This is a genomic window from Vibrio sp. 10N.222.52.C12 (assembly GCF_041474215.1).
GTDB classification, from domain to species: Bacteria; Pseudomonadota; Gammaproteobacteria; order Enterobacterales; family Vibrionaceae; genus Vibrio; species Vibrio crassostreae_C.
This window is the reverse complement of record NZ_JBFRTR010000010.1, coordinates 1-18134: the sequence shown is the minus strand read 5'-3', so window position 1 is coordinate 18134 and position 18134 is coordinate 1. Positions and strand designations below refer to the sequence as shown.

The following is an 18134-nucleotide window of genomic DNA, read 5'->3' as shown; positions in this document are numbered from 1 at the left end:
AACTTATGGGCTTCTCACCTGTCGTCATTCCAGAATCGAGGGACGAGATATCAGGAATCTCACTCGTTATCTACGAAACAGGCTATTCCTGATCTTTATAGTGAACGTCACTCAAATCACGAAGACGCTGCGCTGCTTGTTCTGCGGTTAAATCACGCTGAGACTCAGCCAACATTTCGTAGCCGACCATGAACTTGCGAACCGAAGCACTACGTAGCAATGGCGGGTAGAACAACGCATGCAGTTGCCAGTGATCGATGTCCGTGCCTTCTTCAAAGAACGGCGCATAGTGCCAACCCATTGAGTACGGGAATGAGCATTGGAACAAGTTGTCGTAACGACTGGTCAGCTTCTTAATCGCAAGCGCTAAATCATCACGCTGCTCGTCAGTCAGTTCGCTCATACGGCGAATGTGCGTTTTTGGTAGCAACATGGTTTCAAATGGCCACGCCGCCCAGTAAGGCACCACCGCAATCCAATGTTCAGTTTCAACCACAGTGCGAGAGCCGTCTTTCATTTCAGCTTCAACGTAATCCACTAAAAGATTCGAACCTTGTTGTTCGAAGTACTCTTTTAACAATTTCTCTTTGCGTTCAATCTCGTTGGGCAAAAAGCTGTTTGCCCATATCTGACCGTGCGGATGAGGCTGAGAACAGCCCATGGTCTCGCCTTTGTTTTCAAACGCTTGAACCCATAGGTAGTCTTTACCTAGCTCTTCAATCTGTTCATTCCATGTGTCGATAACACCGCGAATCTTGTTTACTGGTAACTCTGGCAGCGTTTTGCTGTGGTCCGGAGAAAAACAGATCACGCGGCTCAACCCGCGAACACCTTGGGTCTTGAATAGAGGGTTATCAGACTCTGGAGCGTCAGGTGAATCAGGCATCAACGCCGCGAAGTCATTACTGAATACATAAGTGCCGTCGTAATCTGGGTTTTCGTCGCCCGAGATACGCGTATTGGTTGGGCACAAGAAACACTCTTTCTCATACGCAGGAAGCTGCGCAGTCGATGGTTTTTCATCTTGGCCACTCCAAGGACGTTTTGCTCGGTGCGGTGATACTAAGATCCACTGACCCGTTAATGGGTTATAACGACGATGCGGGTGGTCTACTGGGTTAAATTCAACTTTTGACATGTTTAGATTGCTCTCAAATTTTGTGTCTTGGTCAATTCACCAAGATGAATAATTCTTCTACAAGGAGATTCCCTATCACGCTCGTGCCTCGCTGTAGGGAATGACGTGTAATCTCGTTGTGCTATTTGTGCAAAGGCCACCACTTCATAGCCTTATGCTCATCCGTCATTCCAGAATAAAGGCACGAGATATCTGGAATCTCTATTTTTTCAATAGCTTAAAAGTTCTTTAGTAACCTTGTGGGTTATTCGACTGCCAATTCCATGTATCCGCCGTCATCTCCATCACGCTACGCGTCGCCTTCCAGCCAAGCTCGCGCTCTGCTTTTTCAGTACTTGCCCAACATTCGGCAATGTCACCTGCGCGGCGTGGGCAAAGTTCATAAGGAACCGGTTTGCCCGATGCTTGTGCGAAGGCTTCAACCATCTCGAGTACACTTGAGCCTTTGCCCGTACCTAGGTTGTAAATGTGTAAACCCGCCTTCTCGCCAACCGCTTTCAATGCGGCTACGTGTCCGTCCGCTAAATCCATAACATGAATATAGTCGCGAACGCCTGTGCCATCGACTGTTGGGTAATCGTTTCCAAAAACAGCCAATTTGTCGCGACGACCTACCGCTACTTGAGCAATAAACGGCATCAGATTGTTTGGGATACCTTGTGGGTCTTCACCCATAGTGCCCGATGGATGTGCGCCAACTGGGTTAAAGTAGCGCAGTAACGTCACGCTCCAGTCGTTTTCGGCGTTGAACAAATCACTCAAACATTCTTCGACCATGTACTTACTGCGACCATAAGGATTAGTTGTTGCACCCGTTGGAGAGCTTTCAGTAATTGGCACCACTTCTGGATCACCGTAAACGGTAGCCGAAGAGCTAAATACAATGCTCTTCACACCCGCTTTCTTCATGCTGCGAGCTAACACCAATGATCCATTGACGTTGTTATCGTAGTACTCCAAAGGTTTAGACACCGACTCCCCAACCGCTTTCAGGCCAGCAAAGTGAATCACGGCTTGGATATCGTTTTCTGAAAACACGCTATCTAGAAAAGATTGATCACGAATGTCGCCAAGATAAAAAGTTGGTCGCTTACCGGTCAATGATTCGATTCGCTCCAGTACTAGCTCTTTGCTGTTGCAAAGGTTATCAACAATGATTGGCTCCATACCCGCCTGTATCATTTGAATACATGTATGACTTCCGATATAACCCATGCCGCCCGTAACCAGTACTTTCACAATCAACCTCTCTTTGTCGTCATTCTTGGACTAACTCGAACTGACATTCAGCTCAGTAGCACCGTATGCCAGAAATAGTAGCAGCCATTTTGACTATAATTCTGTGATCAAAACCACGAAGTGTAAACGTTTACACTAACTCATATCATTGTTACTGAACGTGACATAGGGAGAATCTATAAACAAACACATCTAATTCATTGAATTTTAATAAGATAATTATAGATAGTTAGATTTGAGACATCATAGAGGAGTTGAGCATTTATTTTACTAAAAGTTAATGCAATGACTTCCAGTTTGATTACAATAGGTCTGTAGAATAAAGAGGTGCATTGCTTTTTTACTAAATACCAATTTCAAAGCAGCGCAATGTTCCAATAACAGGAAGTGAGTATGGCAACGTTAAAAGATATCGCGACTGAAGCGAATGTATCATTGGCTACAGTTTCAAGGGTTCTCAATGAAGATCCAACATTAAGCGTCAAGGAAGAGACCAAAAGGCGTATCTTTGAAATTGCAGAGAAGTTGGAATACAAAACCAGCAGCTCACGAAAAACCGTTAGCAGTAAAAAACAAAACCATCACTTTCTAGCACTGTATAACTACAAGCAAGAAGCCGAGGTTAACGACCCTTACTATCTATCGATTCGCCACGGGATTGAAACCCAATGTGAAAAGATGGAAGTTAAGCTAACCAACTGTTATGAAAGTAAAATACAGATCAATTCAGCACCGATCACAGGTGTTTTGTTGGTGGGAAGAATGACACCAGAGGTTATCGAGCAAGCTAAGAAGCTGAGCGATAATATCTGTTATGTCGATTTTACCGATCACTCAGAACCATATGACTCTGTCGATATCGACCTGGCTTTGATCAGCAAAGAGATCACCAACTTCTTTATCAACCAAGGCTATGAGCGCATCGGCTTTATTGGTGGCCAAGACGACGTCAACACCCCTGATATTCGTGAAGTCGCTTTTGCTGAATATGGTGGCCTCAAAAATGTTGTCAGTGAGCAAGACATCTACCGCGGTGACTTCTCTAGCTCTTCAGGTTACAAGCTTGCAAAACAGATGCTCGCGACAGGTGACTACCCTAAAGCCATGTTTATTGCGTCAGATTCCATCGCAATTGGCGTTTTACGAGCAGTTCATGAGCACGGATTAAACATCCCTGAAGATATTGCGCTGATCAGTGTAAACGACATCCCAACAGCTAAATTTACCTTCCCATCTTTATCAACGGTTCGTATTCACTCTGAACTGATGGGAATTCAAGGCGTTAACCTGCTGATTGAAAAAGTACGCGACGGCCGAACCATCCCACTACGTGTCTATGTACCAAGCAAACTCAAGCTGCGCGATACAACAAAATAATTAAATATATCAAGTAGATAAATAAAGGCTGCCTTTGTTGAAGGTGGCCTTTTTTGTGCCCGTCACATACATCAATCTCCACGTATCCCCCTCTTTAATCTGCTACATAAATCAGCCAATAGCATTCTTTTAAGTGGATCACACAGCACCGTAAAAAGACCATAAAAAACGTGATGAAGTTAAAGTAAAACGTTTTCACCAATTTCATTTAGTAAAACTTTTACTAATAATTACCTCAGTCCAAAAATACTCGTATTCACTACGACCCAATTACGCATAAGAACGTCGGTCAGCAAACTGCATTCAGACCGAGAGAGAGGCAACGTGAACAACTGGGAAAACTTCCTGAACTTACATGAGAACCGTATGGCACCGCGTGCATACTTCTTCTCGTACGCATCAGAAAAAAATGCAAAAACGTTTCAGCGTGAACTGAGCAGCCACTTCCAACTATTGAGTGGCCAATGGAATTTCAGCTATTTCACCAATCCGCTATTGGTTCCTGAAGAGTTCTATTCTCAGGAAATGAGCGACTGGGGAAACATCACGGTTCCAAACATGTGGCAAATGGAAGGCCACGGCGATCTTCAATACACAGATGAAGGTTTCCCATTCCCAATTGATGTGCCTTTCGTACCATCAGACAACCCAACCGGCGCATACCAACGCTCTTTCTTCCTTGGCGAAAGCTGGGACGAGAAACAAACCATCATCAAATTTGATGGCGTTGAAACTTACTTCGAAGTTTACGTAAACGGCGAGTACGTGGGCTTCAGCAAAGGCAGCCGCCTAACCGCTGAGTTCGATATCTCTAGCCAGGTAAAAGCAGGCAACAACCTACTTTCTATTCGAGTGATGCAGTGGGCCGACTCTACCTACATTGAAGACCAAGACATGTGGTGGACGGGCGGTATCTTCCGTGACGTTTACCTAGTAGGTAAAGAACAACTGCACGTTCAAGACGTTACCGTTCGCACTGACTTCGACGACGCTTACCAAAGCGCGACCCTGTTATGCAAAGTGGAACTAGAAAACCTAGCAGCAGCGGCAAACGCAACCCTTGAGTACGCATTGCTCGATGGCAGCCAAGTTATCTCCCAAGGCTCAGTAGATAACTTAACTGTTCCTAACCAACAGACTGGCGGCAATGCGAACACTCAATTCTCTATCGATGTCGTGAACCCTGTTCAATGGAATGCTGAAAACCCATACCTTTACCAACTGTTGCTGACGCTAAAAGACACAGACGGCGAAGTGCTAGAAGTGATTCCACAGCGCGTTGGTTTCCGAGACATTAAAGTTCGCGATGGTCTGTTCTACATCAACAACAAATACGTGATGCTGCATGGTGTAAACCGTCACGACAACGACCACCTGAAAGGTCGTGCTGTGGGCATGGATCGCGTTGAGAAAGACTTGGTGTTGATGAAGCAACACAACATCAACTCAGTACGTACTGCGCACTACCCGAATGACCCACGTTTCTACGAACTGTGTGACATCTACGGCCTGTTCGTGATGGGTGAAACCGATGTCGAAACTCACGGCTTTGCTAACGTTGGCGACCTAAGCCGCATCACTAACGATGCAGCATGGGAAGCGGTGTTTGTTGAACGTATCGAACGTCATATCCACGCTCAGAAGAACCACCCTTCTATCATCATGTGGTCGCTAGGTAACGAGTCTGGTTACGGTTGCAACATCCGCTCTATGTACGATGCAGCAAAAGCAATTGATGACACGCGTCTGGTTCATTATGAAGAAGACCGTGATGCTGAAGTAGTCGACATCATTTCAACCATGTACTCACGTGCTCAACTGATGAATGCCTTCGGTGAATTCCCACACGAAAAACCACGCATCATCTGCGAATACGCACACGCAATGGGTAACGGCCCGGGTGGTTTAACTGAATACCAAAACGTGTTCTACAAGCATGACGCAATTCAAGGTCACTATGTTTGGGAATGGTGTGACCACGGCATTCTAGCGCGTGATGAAGCAGGCACAGAGTTCTACAAATACGGCGGTGACTACGGTGACTACCCGAACAACTACAACTTCTGCATGGACGGTTTGATCTACCCAGACCAAACGCCAGGCCCTGGCTTGAAAGAGTACAAGCAAGTGATTGCCCCAGTGAAGCTTCGCGATTTCGATGCACAAACGGGCACCTTCACGGTAGACAACAAACTTTGGTTCTCAAACATCGATGACTACACCATCACTGCGGAAATCCGTGCTGAAGGTGAAACCATTGCTGTGCAACACATCAAGATTGAAGAACTGGCAGAAAACTCGAGCCGTGAACTGACACTTAACTTGCCACAACTTGATGAGCGCGAAGTGTTTGTGAACTTTACCGTGCGCAAGGATTCTCGTACGCCTTACAGCGAAGCGAACCACGACATCGCGGTGTATCAATTCCAAGTGAAAGAGAACACAGCACAGCTAGAAGCCTTCACTAACAACAATGCGACAGCACTGAATGTGGAAGAGTCTCGTTTAGCTTACCTAATCAAAGGCCACAACTTCGCACTGAACTTCTCGAAAGTGAACGGCAAGCTGACGTCATGGTTGGTCAATGGCGAAGAGATGATTAAGTCAGAACCACGAATCAACTTCTTCAAGCCAATGATCGATAACCATAAACAAGAGCACGATGGTTACTGGGAGCCTGCACACTTGCAAATTATGCAGGAGCACTTCCGTAGCATTGACCTTGAATGCGTTAACGTTGAACAGGTAAATGGCAAGGTAGAGATCACCACCACCAGCATCATTGCTCCACCAGTATTCGATTTCGGCATGCGTTGTGAATATCGCTACCAAGTTAATGCTGAAGGCCAATTGAACGTTGAGCTAAGCGGCGAACGTTACGGTGAGTACCCTCATGTAATTCCTGTGATTGGTTTTGATATGGGCATCAACGGCGACTTCGACCAAGTCCAATATTACGGACGCGGCCCTGAAGAGAACTACCAAGACAGCAAGCAAGCCAACATGATTGATGTGTACCAATCAACCGTTGCAGACATGTTCGAGAACTACCCGTTCCCACAGAACAACGGCAACCGCCAACACGTTCGTTGGGCTGCGCTTTCAAGCCGCGCGGGTAATGGTATTGCAGTAAAACCACAGCAAGAAATCAACTTCAGCGCATGGTTCTACACCAACCAAAACCTGCACCAAGCACAACACACCATTGAGCTAGAGAAAAGCGGTTACATCACGTTAAACCTAGATCACCAAGTGATGGGCTTAGGCTCTAACTCTTGGGGCAGCGAAGTGCTCGATTCTTACCGCGTTTACATGGACGAGTTCCGCTACGGTTTAACTCTGATTCCATTCCAAGCAGGCGATTGCGATGCGCAGCACCTAATCAATCACAACTTTGGCGATGAGTTTTTTACGGTGAATGCACCAAAAGCTCAACCACAACTGAACGAGGCATAAGCGATGATCGTTTTAGAGAACTTAGAACAATTTAAAGTCGTCTACCGCGATGGTCGTAAATGGCAACGCTGTGTAGAAGCGATTGAAAACATCGGAAACATCAAAGATGGCGTGATGTATTCAATTGGTGATTCACTGGCTTACATGATTGAAGACGGTGTGGCTCGTAACACAGAAAACTTCACCGGTAATCGTCGTTACTTCGACGTGCACTACTACCTAGAAGGCCGTGAAACGGTTGAATTCGCAGCGAAATCAGAGCTAGAGCAGATCCAAGCTTATAGCGATGAAACCGACCGCGAACACCTAATGGGGAACGGTGAAACTCGTGAGCTAGCTGAAGGCCAAGTGGCGATCTTTGACAACAATCAGGCTTACCGTTTCCACGGTGATAACCGAGTTCGAAAAGTGGTACTGAAAGTGACCATTGAAGACGGTTACTTCCTCAATAAATAAACAATAACGCTATCTATTCACAGTATGTTGGAGCCTTGCCGTTCAAGGCTCCAACATGCTGAACAAAGCCTCAATGCTTCCTCCCTACAAGGAAGCATTGAGAAATAACGACTATAATTACGTGATTCCTCGGAGGACACTATGTCTGAATCTGTACGCGGTAAGTTAGGCAAATTTGCCCTACTCTCCATGACATTTGCAGCGGTATTTAACGTTCGCAACATTGTAAACAACAACATCGAATTGGGATTGAGTTCAGCCCCTATCTTTTTGCTCGCGACCCTTATTTACTTCATTCCGTTCGTGTTCATCATTGCTGAATTCGTATCAGCAAATAAAAATTCTGAGTCAGGCATGTATGACTGGCTAAAAAAACCACTAGGCTCAAAAGCAGCCTACCTAGGTTCCTTCCTATACTGGTTCGTAAACCTTTTCTGGTTTGTATCCCTGCTACCAAACGTAATCGCCTATGCGTCTTACGCGATGTTGGGCTATGAATACGCCTTCTCGCCAGTCGTCACATCGGCTATCTCGATTGCTCTGTTTGCTGCAGCAACTCACATCTCAACTAAAGGCGCGAGCTGGCTAGGTAAGATTGCCGAGATCGTGGCCTACGGTGTATTTGCTCTGTTCGCGATTTACGTTATCGGTGCACTAATGGCACTGGGCGGCAACCATGAGCCAGTAGAACCAATCACGCTTGAAGCAATGACACCGACCATCAACTGGGCAACGCTAGGTATCATGTGTTGGATCTTCCAAGCAGCCGGTGGTGCAGAAACCGCAGCCGCTTACCTAAACGATGTTAAGGGCGGTCACAAGTCTTTCATCAAGGTTATCATTGGTGCAGGTATCGCAATCGGCGCAATGTACGCAGTGGGCTCTCTTCTAGTAAACGTATTCGTTGCTCGTGATGAACTGACCTACGCTGGCGGCATGGTTGAAATCTTCACAGGTATGGCGAACTACTTCGACATTTCACAATCTCTAACGGGTCGCTTCGTCGGTATTATCCTATTCGTTGCTATGTTCGGTTCGATGATGATGTGGACAGCAGCTCCAGTAAAAATTCACTTCTCTGAAATCCCTAAAGGTGTTTACGGCGAGAAGACAACAGAGCTTAACGAACACGGCGTGCCAGTACGTGCAGCTTGGTGGCAGTTCGCGTTTGTATTCGTGATGCTTGTGGTGAACGGCTTCGGCTCTGAATCTGTACAAGACATGATGAATACAGCAATCAATCTAACAGCAGGTACCGCAATGCTACCGCCAATCTTCATCATGGTGGCCTACTTTGTATTCCGCTTGAAACACGACGACACACCGCGTGATTTCCGCATGGGTACTCGAGTTCAAGGTATGGCAGTAGTATCGGTACTGATTGGTATCTTCATTGTGAGCATGACAGCATCGGCATTCCCGACAGGTGTTGACCTTGTTCAAGCCTTCTTCATCAACGTCTTCATGACAGCGGTATTCTCTGGTATCGCATGGTGGTGGATCTCTCGCTTTGAAAAGAAGCAAGCAGGTAAAGAAGCAAAGCTAGAAACGGCTAAGCAGTCGTAATCCAGAATCTATACATCTAGTTAAAAGCGCCTTAATTGGCGCTTTTTTTGTTTTAAATCAGATAATTAAAATAAAAACCCCCAAAAATAAAACGGCGTTCCGTCAAGGTTTCAGTTCACGAAAAACACCAATTAATAGGTAATAAAACTCAAATAAAAACCAAGGTAAAACATTAACTAAATTTATTTACTCAAGGTCACATATTTGATCAATTTCGATTAACTTCCCGCCGCTTAATCTTTAATCTTCTTGCTGAAGAGACAAACTGATTCATATAAAGAAAGCGACAAAAAAGCCCCTACACGCCTTATAAATCGTCGCTCATGAAACAAGCAATCTCTTCAATGAACTTCTTAATCTTTAACTCTTTGTTTTGGTAATAAGTTTACTGAAATACCAAAGAAAAAAAATCCCAAAGAAGTCCGATCGTAAATCTATAAAAACAACAATGAGCCAACCCTGACAAAACAAAGCGGGTGTTTGCCAAACCAACATAACAATAAAAGTGCGGCCTAGAGCTTCCCTCTCTAGGACCAAGTTATAACGATCATCAACGTGATTCACCGGAGAACATCATGTCCGAAAATAAACGCAGTACGATAGGCAAATTTGCCCTACTGTCTATGACCTTCGCGGCGGTATACAGCTTCAATAACATCATTAATAACAACATCGAGATCGGCCTTTCCTCGGCTCCGATGTTCTTTCTAGCAACCATCTTTTACTTTGTGCCATTTTGTTTGATCGTTGCAGAGTTTGTGTCACTGAATAAAGACTCTGAAGCGGGTGTTTACTCTTGGGTTAAAAGCTCTTTAGGCGGCCGCTGGGCGTTTATTTCAGCTTACACCTACTGGTTTGTTAACCTGTTCTTCTTCACCTCTCTGCTCCCTAGAATCATCGCTTACGCGTCGTATGCGTTCTTAGGTTTTGAGTACATATTCACGCCAATGACCACCGCAATTCTAAGTACTATTTTGTTTGCGGTCGCGACTCATATCTCGAATAACGGTGCGAAATTACTGGGCCCTATCACCTCACTAACATCATCACTGATGCTGCTGCTAACGATGTCTTACATCTTACTATCTGGCGGTGCTTTGGTAGGCGGTATCGAGCCAGCTGACCCAATCACCATTGAAGCCATGACACCAAGCTTCAACTGGGCATTCCTTGGCGTAATCACTTGGATCTTCATGGCGGCAGGCGGTGCAGAATCGGTCGCGGTTTACGTTAACGACATCAAAGGCGGTCACAAGTCTTTCGTTAAAGTCATCATCATTGCCGGTATCTTCATCGGTGCGCTTTACTCGGTAGGATCTGTGTTAGCAAACGTGTTTGTTTCGCGTGAAGAGCTTAAATTCACAGGCGGCTCAGTTCAGGTATTTGAAGGGCTAGCAAGACACTTTGGCCTGTCTGAAATCTTGATGAACCGTTTCGTTGGTGTGGTTTCATTCACGGCGATGCTGGGCTCTCTGCTGATGTGGACGGCAACACCCGTTAAGATTTTCTTCTCTGAAATCCCTAAAGGTATCTTCGGTGAGAAAACGGTCGCTCTAAACAAACAAGGCGTTCCAGAGCGTGCGGCTTGGATTCAGTTCTTGATTGTGATTCCACTGATGTTCATTCCGACACTGGCGTCCGATACGGTTCAAGATCTGATGAGTACCATTATCAACATGACAGCTGCAGCATCGATGTTGCCACCGCTATTCATCATGATCGCGTACCTTAATTTACGTTTGAAGTTGGATCACTTACCTCGTGATTTCAGAATGGGCTCACGTATGACAGGCATTACCGTGGTCTCAATTCTGATCGGCATTTTCACTGTTGGCTTCTTTGCGTCAACCTTCCCAACAGGTGCTGACATCATGACCATCATCTTCTACAACGTGGGCGGGATTGTTATCTTCCTTGGCTACGCGTGGTGGAAGTATGGAAAATATGAAAAAAGCTTATCTCCAGAAGAGAAAAAACTAGAAGCAAAACCTGAACCGGCGAACGCTTAGTTTACCCTGCACTCTGATTTAAACTTCGGGCACTCTGACTTAAACTTCAGGCACTCACATTTGGTGAGTGCCTTTTTATTTGTCGGTACATTTCCACTAACCATCTCGATTAAATCAAAGCCATTCAAGAATCAAAACATTCGAACCAACAATCTAACCACCCATCAAACAATTCACCTCCCGAATACTTACAACCCTAGCCATACCTCTGCAAATTCAACTGAAAGTCAAAATAAAAACAAAGTAAATATTTACTAAAAATAGATCGCATTTTTAAACTTAATTAATTTTAAACATCAAAATTATCATTAATATTGGTTTTGCGATCGTAAGTAACCTGACCAATACGCCTTGAAGAGCACCCCATATTAGAAGTCAGAACTGCTTGCGAACCTTCATTTATAACCCCGACACAGAAGTGATTAAAATGAAAAGTAGTTTTACTAAAAACACTCTTATTACAAGCTGTATTCTTGCTGCCTTAAGTACCACTGCCCACGCGGAAGAGTCCGCAGCAAACCACAGTGATACTCAGCCTCCTCAGACAGAAACTGAAACCCTATTTAACTTTTATGGTGAGCTTGGCCTTGGTGGTCACGTGGCACTCGAAGGTGATGATAAAGGCCGCTACGCAGACGGTACTTACATTGAAGCTGGCTTGGCTATCGAGCACGGTAATTGGTTTGGTCTTGCTTATATGGAGGGCTGGACAGTACAAGCCGATGACGAAGGCAATGCTTGGGCAACGGGCCACGGCTGGGGCGGTTTTGAAGGTGGTTTCAACCGCTTTTACGCTGGCTACCGCACAGATAACAAAACAGAATTCATGATTGGTCGTATGGACTCTTCATTAGATGACGTTCAATGGTGGGGTGACCCTACGGTTGAATACGGCTACGCGATCTCAAACACGCGAGACGTGCACCTTGGTGTGAAGATTCAAAACCTAGAAGGCAAGCTTCGCTACAGCGTTTCTTTCGCGCCAGAGTCTGACTTCTCGGAAGACGATGCTCTTGTTCACTTCGGTAAATACGACAGCTTCGCAGACCAATGGAAAGATAAGAACGCCATGGTCAATGGTTACCTTCAATACGATCTGACCGACGACTTAACCCTAATGGGTGGTGGTGAAGTTCGTAACAACGATGGTGGTGAACTATTGCTATTGGGTGCTGAGTACAAAAACTTCGCCACTCGTGTTTGGCACGATACAGATAAAGGCAACCAAGAGTCTTTCGGTAGCGAGTCTGGTATTCAAACCAGTGCATGGTACGAAGCGGCACAAGGCGTTTACCTATCTGCAGCCTACAACTACGCAAACTTTGACGGTGACAATGGCGACAAAGAAATCACCTCTTACATCAATGCTGGCGTTTGGTATGAATACGGCAACGGCGCGTTTGCGACTGCTTTCGATAGCCGCTTTGGCGTAGGCAGCGACACTGAAATCGGCGACGCTCAGGTGTTCGCAATGCAATACTTCTACTGGTAATAACAGGAATTGATCATGAAACTGAATAAATCATTCGCAGCTCTCGCTATCGGTGCAGCCCTTGTCGTTACTGGTTGTGCTTCAAACTCAATCTCTGGCTCAGGCTCTGACACAGAGCAACTGCAAGCCAACGAATTTAAGAACGTTATCGACCGTACTGGCTCACCTGAATACATGCGTGACTACGACTTCGATGACCACCAACGCTTTAACCCATTCTTCGACCTAGGTGCATGGCACGGTCACCTGCTGCCAGACAGTGCAGAAGGCATGGGCGGATTCCCAGGTACAGCACTGCTTACCGAAGAATACATCAACTTCATGGCTGATAACTTCGACCGCCTAAGCGTGTTCAAAGACGGCAAAAAAGTGGCTTTCACTATGGAAGCTTACAGCCTACCGGGAGCATTGGTTCAGACGCTAAAATCTGACGATGTGACCGTAGAAATGACGATGCGTTTTGCCTCAAACCGTACCTCTCTGCTAGAAACCAAAATCACTACCGACTCACCGGTTGAATTGGTGTGGGATGGTGAACTACTAGAAAAGACGCACGCTAAAGAAGGCGTGGCACAAACCGACAAAACAATCGCTGAAACTTACCCTGAGTATGACCGTCAAATCGTCGCAACCGACGATGGCCTAAAGGTGACCTTCGGTAAAGTTCGTTCGACATGGGATCTACTGACTTCTGGTGAGTCTGAATACCAAGTTCACAAGTCGATCCCAACGAAAACCACGGTTGATGGTTTAGCGTTTACTTCAACGGCAAACATTGAAGCATCGACGACTATCTACACCACATACTCGCATGTTCTAACGGCAGAAGAAGCGCAAGCGGAACAGCCTGAAATCAAAAAGATCATGGCAAACCCTACCGACTTCTTAGCGGCATCAGCAGAACGTTGGGAAGGCTATCTTGAGATGGGTTTAACCAACCCGAACGCGACACCAGAGCAAGAGCGTGTTGCGGTTAAAGCGATGGAAACCCTAAACGGTAACTGGCGTGGCGCTGCAGGTGCGATGGAGTTTGACTCTGTGACACCATCCGTGACCGCACGTTGGTTCTCGGGCAACCAAACTTGGCCTTGGGACACATGGAAGCAAGCCCACGCAATGGCTCACTTCAACCCAGATGTAGCGAAAGATAACATCCGCGCGATGTTCGCTTACCAAATTCAGGCTGACGATGCCGTTCGTCCTTGGGATGAAGGTTACGTGCCCGATCTACTCGCTTACAACCTAAGTCCAGAACGTGGCGGCGATGGCGGTAACTGGAATGAACGTAACACCAAACCAAGCCTAGCAGCATGGGCAGTAATGGAAGTCTATAAGACCACCAGCGATGAAGCTTGGCTCGAAGAGATGTATCCAAAGCTCGTGGCATACCACGATTGGTGGCTGCGCAACCGTGACAACAACGGCAACGGCGTACCTGAATACGGCGCAGCACGCGATAAAGCACACAATACACCTGAAGGTGAAATGTACTTCACTGTGGTTCGTGGCGATAAGCACGAGACAGTTATAGGCCAAGCGGCACTGGATAAAGTGATTGCTGAAGGTAACTACGATTACATCGAAAGCCCAGCACAAACTGCCGCGTCTTGGGAGTCAGGTCGTGACGATGCAGCCGCATTTGGTTTCATCGATAAAGACCAGCTAGACGCGTATGTAGCGAATGGCGGCAAGCGCAGCGATTGGGATGTTGAGTTCGCTCAAAACCGCGCTGAAGATGGCACGCTACTGGGCTACTCACTACTGCAAGAATCTGTCGACCAAGCAAGCTATATGTACAGCGATAACAAGTACCTAGCAGAAATGGCTGACATTCTTGGTAAAGACGCAGAAGCGAAAGAGTTCCGTGAAAAAGCTGAGCATCTATCGAACTACATCAACACCTGTATGTTCGACGAAGGCACTAACTTCTTCTACGACATTCGTATCGAAGACAAACCACTAGCGAATGGCTGTGCAGGTAAACCGATTGTAGAGCGTGGTAAAGGCCCTGAAGGTTGGTCACCATTGTTCAATGCAGCTGCCACTCAAGCTAACGCTGATGCAGTTGTTTCTGTAATGAAAGATACAGAAGAGTTCAATACCTACGTTCCACTAGGCACAGCAGCGCTTTCTAGCCCTGCATTTGGTCCAGACATTTACTGGCGTGGACGTGTATGGGTAGACCAGTTCTACTTCGGCCTAAAAGGTATGGACAGCTACGGCTACCGTGACGATGCGATTGAAATGGCAGGCGCATTCTTCGACCACGCCGATGGCTTGGTACAAGACGGTCCTATCCGTGAGAACTACAACCCGCTAAACGGTGAACAACAAGGTGCTCCAAACTTCTCTTGGAGTGCTGCCCACCTATACATGTTATACAACGATTTCTTTACTGACGCAGAGTAAGTAAAAACCTATACCTGTCTTCTGAAATTCAATGAAAATCTAACCTCATAAATTTCAGACTTTGGCACTCAGTTTCTCGCTGAGTGCCTTTTTTATATCTGAAGTAACGTAAGCGAAAAACAAGCACTTAGACCATTTGGCCTACCATGATCCTTTTACTCTGTTCGTTGTACTCAGCTAACACAGGCAAGCTTTTACTCACAAAAAGCAAAGAGTGCTCTTGCTATGAAATCCCATTCAAAAATTTCATCACTCTCACTGAAATATTGGGTTCTGAAGACTTATTCGAATTTTATTTATCCTTATTAGCCTTCCGGACATTAATTTGATAGTCGTTTACTAAATAATAGCTAAACTATAGTGTCGCCTACCCCTTTTTTGAGAAAACCTAAATGCCTAATGCTGATTCCACCCTAAACAAACGTATGGGAATCGTTGCGCTCACCTGGCCAATTTTTATCGAAGTTCTTTTAAGAACCGCACTCAACACCAGTGATGTATTCATGTTATCGGGATACTCGGACAAAGCCGTGTCTGCCGTTGGTGTTATTTCTCAGATATCCTTTTTCCTGATCATTGTCTCGACCATGGTCAGCAGTGGTACGGGTATTCTAATCGCGCAATACAATGGTGCTTCCCGCACTCAAGAGAGCGCTCACGTGGGTGTAGCAAGTATCATTCTGGCCATTATTGCCGGTGTGCTACTGAGTGTGATTGCCGTTCTTGTTGCTGAATATTTTATCCCGCTTTATCAACTCGAACCTCAAGTCGAACAGTACGCGCAAGAATACCTGTTCATCAGTGGTGCTCTCACCTTCAATGTAACCATAGGTGTGGTTCTCACCACTATTTTGCGCAGTCATGGCTATTCAAAGTCACCGATGGTGATCAATATGATTGCAGGTGTCATCAACGTATTCGGTAACTACTGTGCCTTATATCAACCTTTTGGTTTGCCTGTATACGGCGTGCAAGGGGTTGCGACCGCGACCGTCATTAGCCAAGTAATCGGAATGTTGATCTTGATTGGTGTGGTCAGAAGCAAAGGGATTTATCTACCAGTGAAGCAGTTTAAATCTGTGCCGAAAGCCATCTATCAAAAAATCATGAAGATCGGCTCGATGAACGCTGGAGAAGTGCTCTCTTATAACATGGCTCAGATCAGCATTACCTTCTTTGTAGTGCAGATGGGTACGTCTTCACTGGCTGCGTTTACTTACGCACAAAACATCGCTCGCCTCTCTTTTGCGTTTGCACTGGCAATTGGTCAAGGCAGCCAAATCCAAACAGGCTATTACATTGGTAAGGGTTGGATCGACGAGATTACCAAGCGCGTGCAACGTTACTTTGTGGTTGGCTTTATCGCGTCAACCGCGATCACCTGCATGGTGTATGTGTTCCGTTTCGAAATTCTCGATCTGTTCACGCAAGATCCAGAGATCATTGCGCTAACGGCGGCACTGATTGCAGGTTCCATCATTCTTGAAGCTGGACGAGTATTTAACCTTATCTTTATCTCTTGTCTAAAGGCTGCTGGCGACATTAAATTCCCGATCAAAATGGGCATTCTCAGCATGTGGGGCATTGGGGTTGCCATGAGCTATTTGCTTGGCGTGCATTGGGGTTATGGCGTATTGGGTGCTTGGATGGCAATCGCGATGGACGAGTGGTTCCGTGGAATCATCATGGCCTATCGCTGGCGAGCTAAGAAATGGACTCGATTCTCTTTTTAGGTTGTTGTTGATACGTCGAAATTTATCTCGACCAAAAGAAAAAAGCGCTAGGGGGAGCTAGCGCTTTTAAGACCAACTAAGTCCGTTTAGCCTGGTAGATTTTTAAGCTATATCATGAGGATATAACCAATTTTTTTACTTAGGTAAATCAAAAAGCCTATTCTTTACGACTGCCTTGAGTCGTAAATTAAGTATAGTCGGGTTCTTATAATAAACCGGATTTTTCTAAAATTAATTCATATGAATTTGACGATTAACCGACACAATAAACTATTCGGAAATCACAGATGAGATCGCATTAGTAATCAACTTTCTAAGTAGTTTATTTTTATCATCTAAATGCTTTGCCTTTCTATAAACAAGCTGGATATCAAAATCTGGAACATCAATAGGTGGCTTCACAGCTAGTAAGGTTTCTTCACTATCAATATCCTTGCGCGCGACTAGCTTGGGGACAATACACAATAGTTCTCTGCCACGAATGAGTCGTTTAACAGTTAAAAAGTTACTGGAAGATATCGCGACTTTCCGGCTTAAGCCGAGTTCACCTAAACGAGTGTCCACTCCCGTCTTTAAAGCCCCTGCAGGGGAAACAAGCGCGTGCTCGACAGCAACAAATTGTTCTAGCGACATCGGCTCCTCAATAGATAGAACCGATTGATCAAGTAAACAAACATGTTGCTCCGTATACAAATGCTTTGTTCGATATTGCTTTGGTACCTCACCAAAGCTGCCTATCGTCATATCAAGCTTGGCATCGTCAAAGACTTGCTGATAGTTAGATCGATTTACGTTGAACAACGCAATTTGAGAATCAGGAGAGGACTGTTTAATGAGATCAAACAACACTGGAGCAAACATCTGCTCGGCATAATCGGTAAGACCAATCTTCCAACTGCCTTTGTAAGTTGTTGCATCAAATGATTTAGATAACAGAACTTCAGACTGGATGGTATTCAGTAGCGCGTCCACGGTACTTGATAGTTCAATGGCTCGGTCGGTTGCCTCCATCTTGCTACCCACCCGCTCAAACAGAGGATCATCAAACAACTTTCGAAGTCGTTGAAGGCTATGACTCATTGCAGACTGACTGACATAACAGCGCTCAGCCGCTTTACTTACACTGTTCGTTTTGTATAACGCTTGCAGAGCTATCAATAAGTTAAGATCGATACCTTTCCAGTTAAAATCAGCCATCCAGAAGAACCTATTTCATTAATAGTTATAATTAAAACAATTAATTTGAATCATAGTGCAAG

The 18134-nt window shown here is 45.5% G+C and carries 11 protein-coding genes; 8 read left to right on the top strand and 3 right to left on the bottom strand.

Going from position 1 to position 18134, the window contains the following annotated elements; all coding sequences use genetic code 11:
- Nucleotides 1–82 precede the first annotated feature (82 nt).
- Both AB4623_RS02050 and galE read right to left on the bottom strand, forming a co-directional pair.
- Nucleotides 83–1138: a UDP-glucose--hexose-1-phosphate uridylyltransferase gene (locus tag AB4623_RS02050; protein ID WP_372145638.1), complete on the bottom strand. Its 1056-nt coding sequence runs from the start codon at nt 1136–1138 to the stop codon at nt 83–85.
- A 228-nt stretch (nt 1139–1366) separates the two neighbouring features.
- Nucleotides 1367–2377, bottom strand: a complete 1011-nt coding sequence (gene galE, locus AB4623_RS02045) for a UDP-glucose 4-epimerase GalE (protein WP_229647666.1) — start codon at nt 2375–2377, stop codon at nt 1367–1369.
- Nucleotides 2378–2770: 393 nt separating this feature from the next.
- Between galE and ebgR the strand changes: the two genes are divergently transcribed.
- From ebgR to AB4623_RS02005, 8 genes are all read left to right on the top strand, one after another.
- Entirely contained in the window at nt 2771–3754 is a 984-nt protein-coding gene (ebgR, locus tag AB4623_RS02040) for a transcriptional regulator EbgR (protein WP_017069515.1), read from the top strand.
- 324 nt (nt 3755–4078) lie between these two features.
- Entirely contained in the window at nt 4079–7210 is a 3132-nt protein-coding gene (ebgA, locus tag AB4623_RS02035; protein ID WP_372145637.1) for a beta-galactosidase subunit alpha, read from the top strand.
- A 3-nt stretch (nt 7211–7213) separates the two neighbouring features.
- Nucleotides 7214–7666: a beta-galactosidase subunit beta gene (locus AB4623_RS02030; RefSeq protein WP_017066026.1), complete on the top strand. Its 453-nt coding sequence runs from the start codon at nt 7214–7216 to the stop codon at nt 7664–7666.
- 141 nt (nt 7667–7807) lie between these two features.
- The gene (locus AB4623_RS02025) at nt 7808–9232 is read left to right on the top strand and encodes an amino acid permease (RefSeq protein WP_017063320.1); all 1425 of its coding nucleotides are present in this window, start codon (nt 7808–7810) and stop codon (nt 9230–9232) included.
- Nucleotides 9233–9807: 575 nt separating this feature from the next.
- A complete protein-coding gene (locus AB4623_RS02020) occupies nt 9808–11241 on the top strand; it encodes an amino acid permease (protein WP_017069519.1) in 1434 nt (477 codons plus the stop codon).
- 427 nt (nt 11242–11668) lie between these two features.
- Nucleotides 11669–12733 carry a protein YgjJ gene (gene ygjJ / locus AB4623_RS02015; protein ID WP_004734431.1) on the top strand — a complete coding sequence of 355 codons (1065 nt, stop codon included), beginning with the start codon at nt 11669–11671 and terminating at the stop codon, nt 12731–12733.
- 15 nt (nt 12734–12748) lie between these two features.
- Nucleotides 12749–15142 carry an alpha-glucosidase gene (gene ygjK, locus AB4623_RS02010; protein WP_372145636.1) on the top strand — a complete coding sequence of 798 codons (2394 nt, stop codon included), beginning with the start codon at nt 12749–12751 and terminating at the stop codon, nt 15140–15142.
- A 392-nt stretch (nt 15143–15534) separates the two neighbouring features.
- Nucleotides 15535–16875, top strand: coding sequence for an MATE family efflux transporter (locus AB4623_RS02005; RefSeq protein WP_017060807.1), 1341 nt, complete (start codon nt 15535–15537; stop codon nt 16873–16875).
- Nucleotides 16876–17145: 270 nt separating this feature from the next.
- Here the strand turns inward: AB4623_RS02005 and AB4623_RS02000 are convergent, their stop codons facing one another.
- Complete coding sequence (locus tag AB4623_RS02000) at nt 17146–18072, bottom strand: LysR family transcriptional regulator (RefSeq protein WP_017060808.1); 927 nt, start codon at nt 18070–18072, stop codon at nt 17146–17148.
- Between the last annotated feature and the right edge of the window lie 62 nt (nt 18073–18134).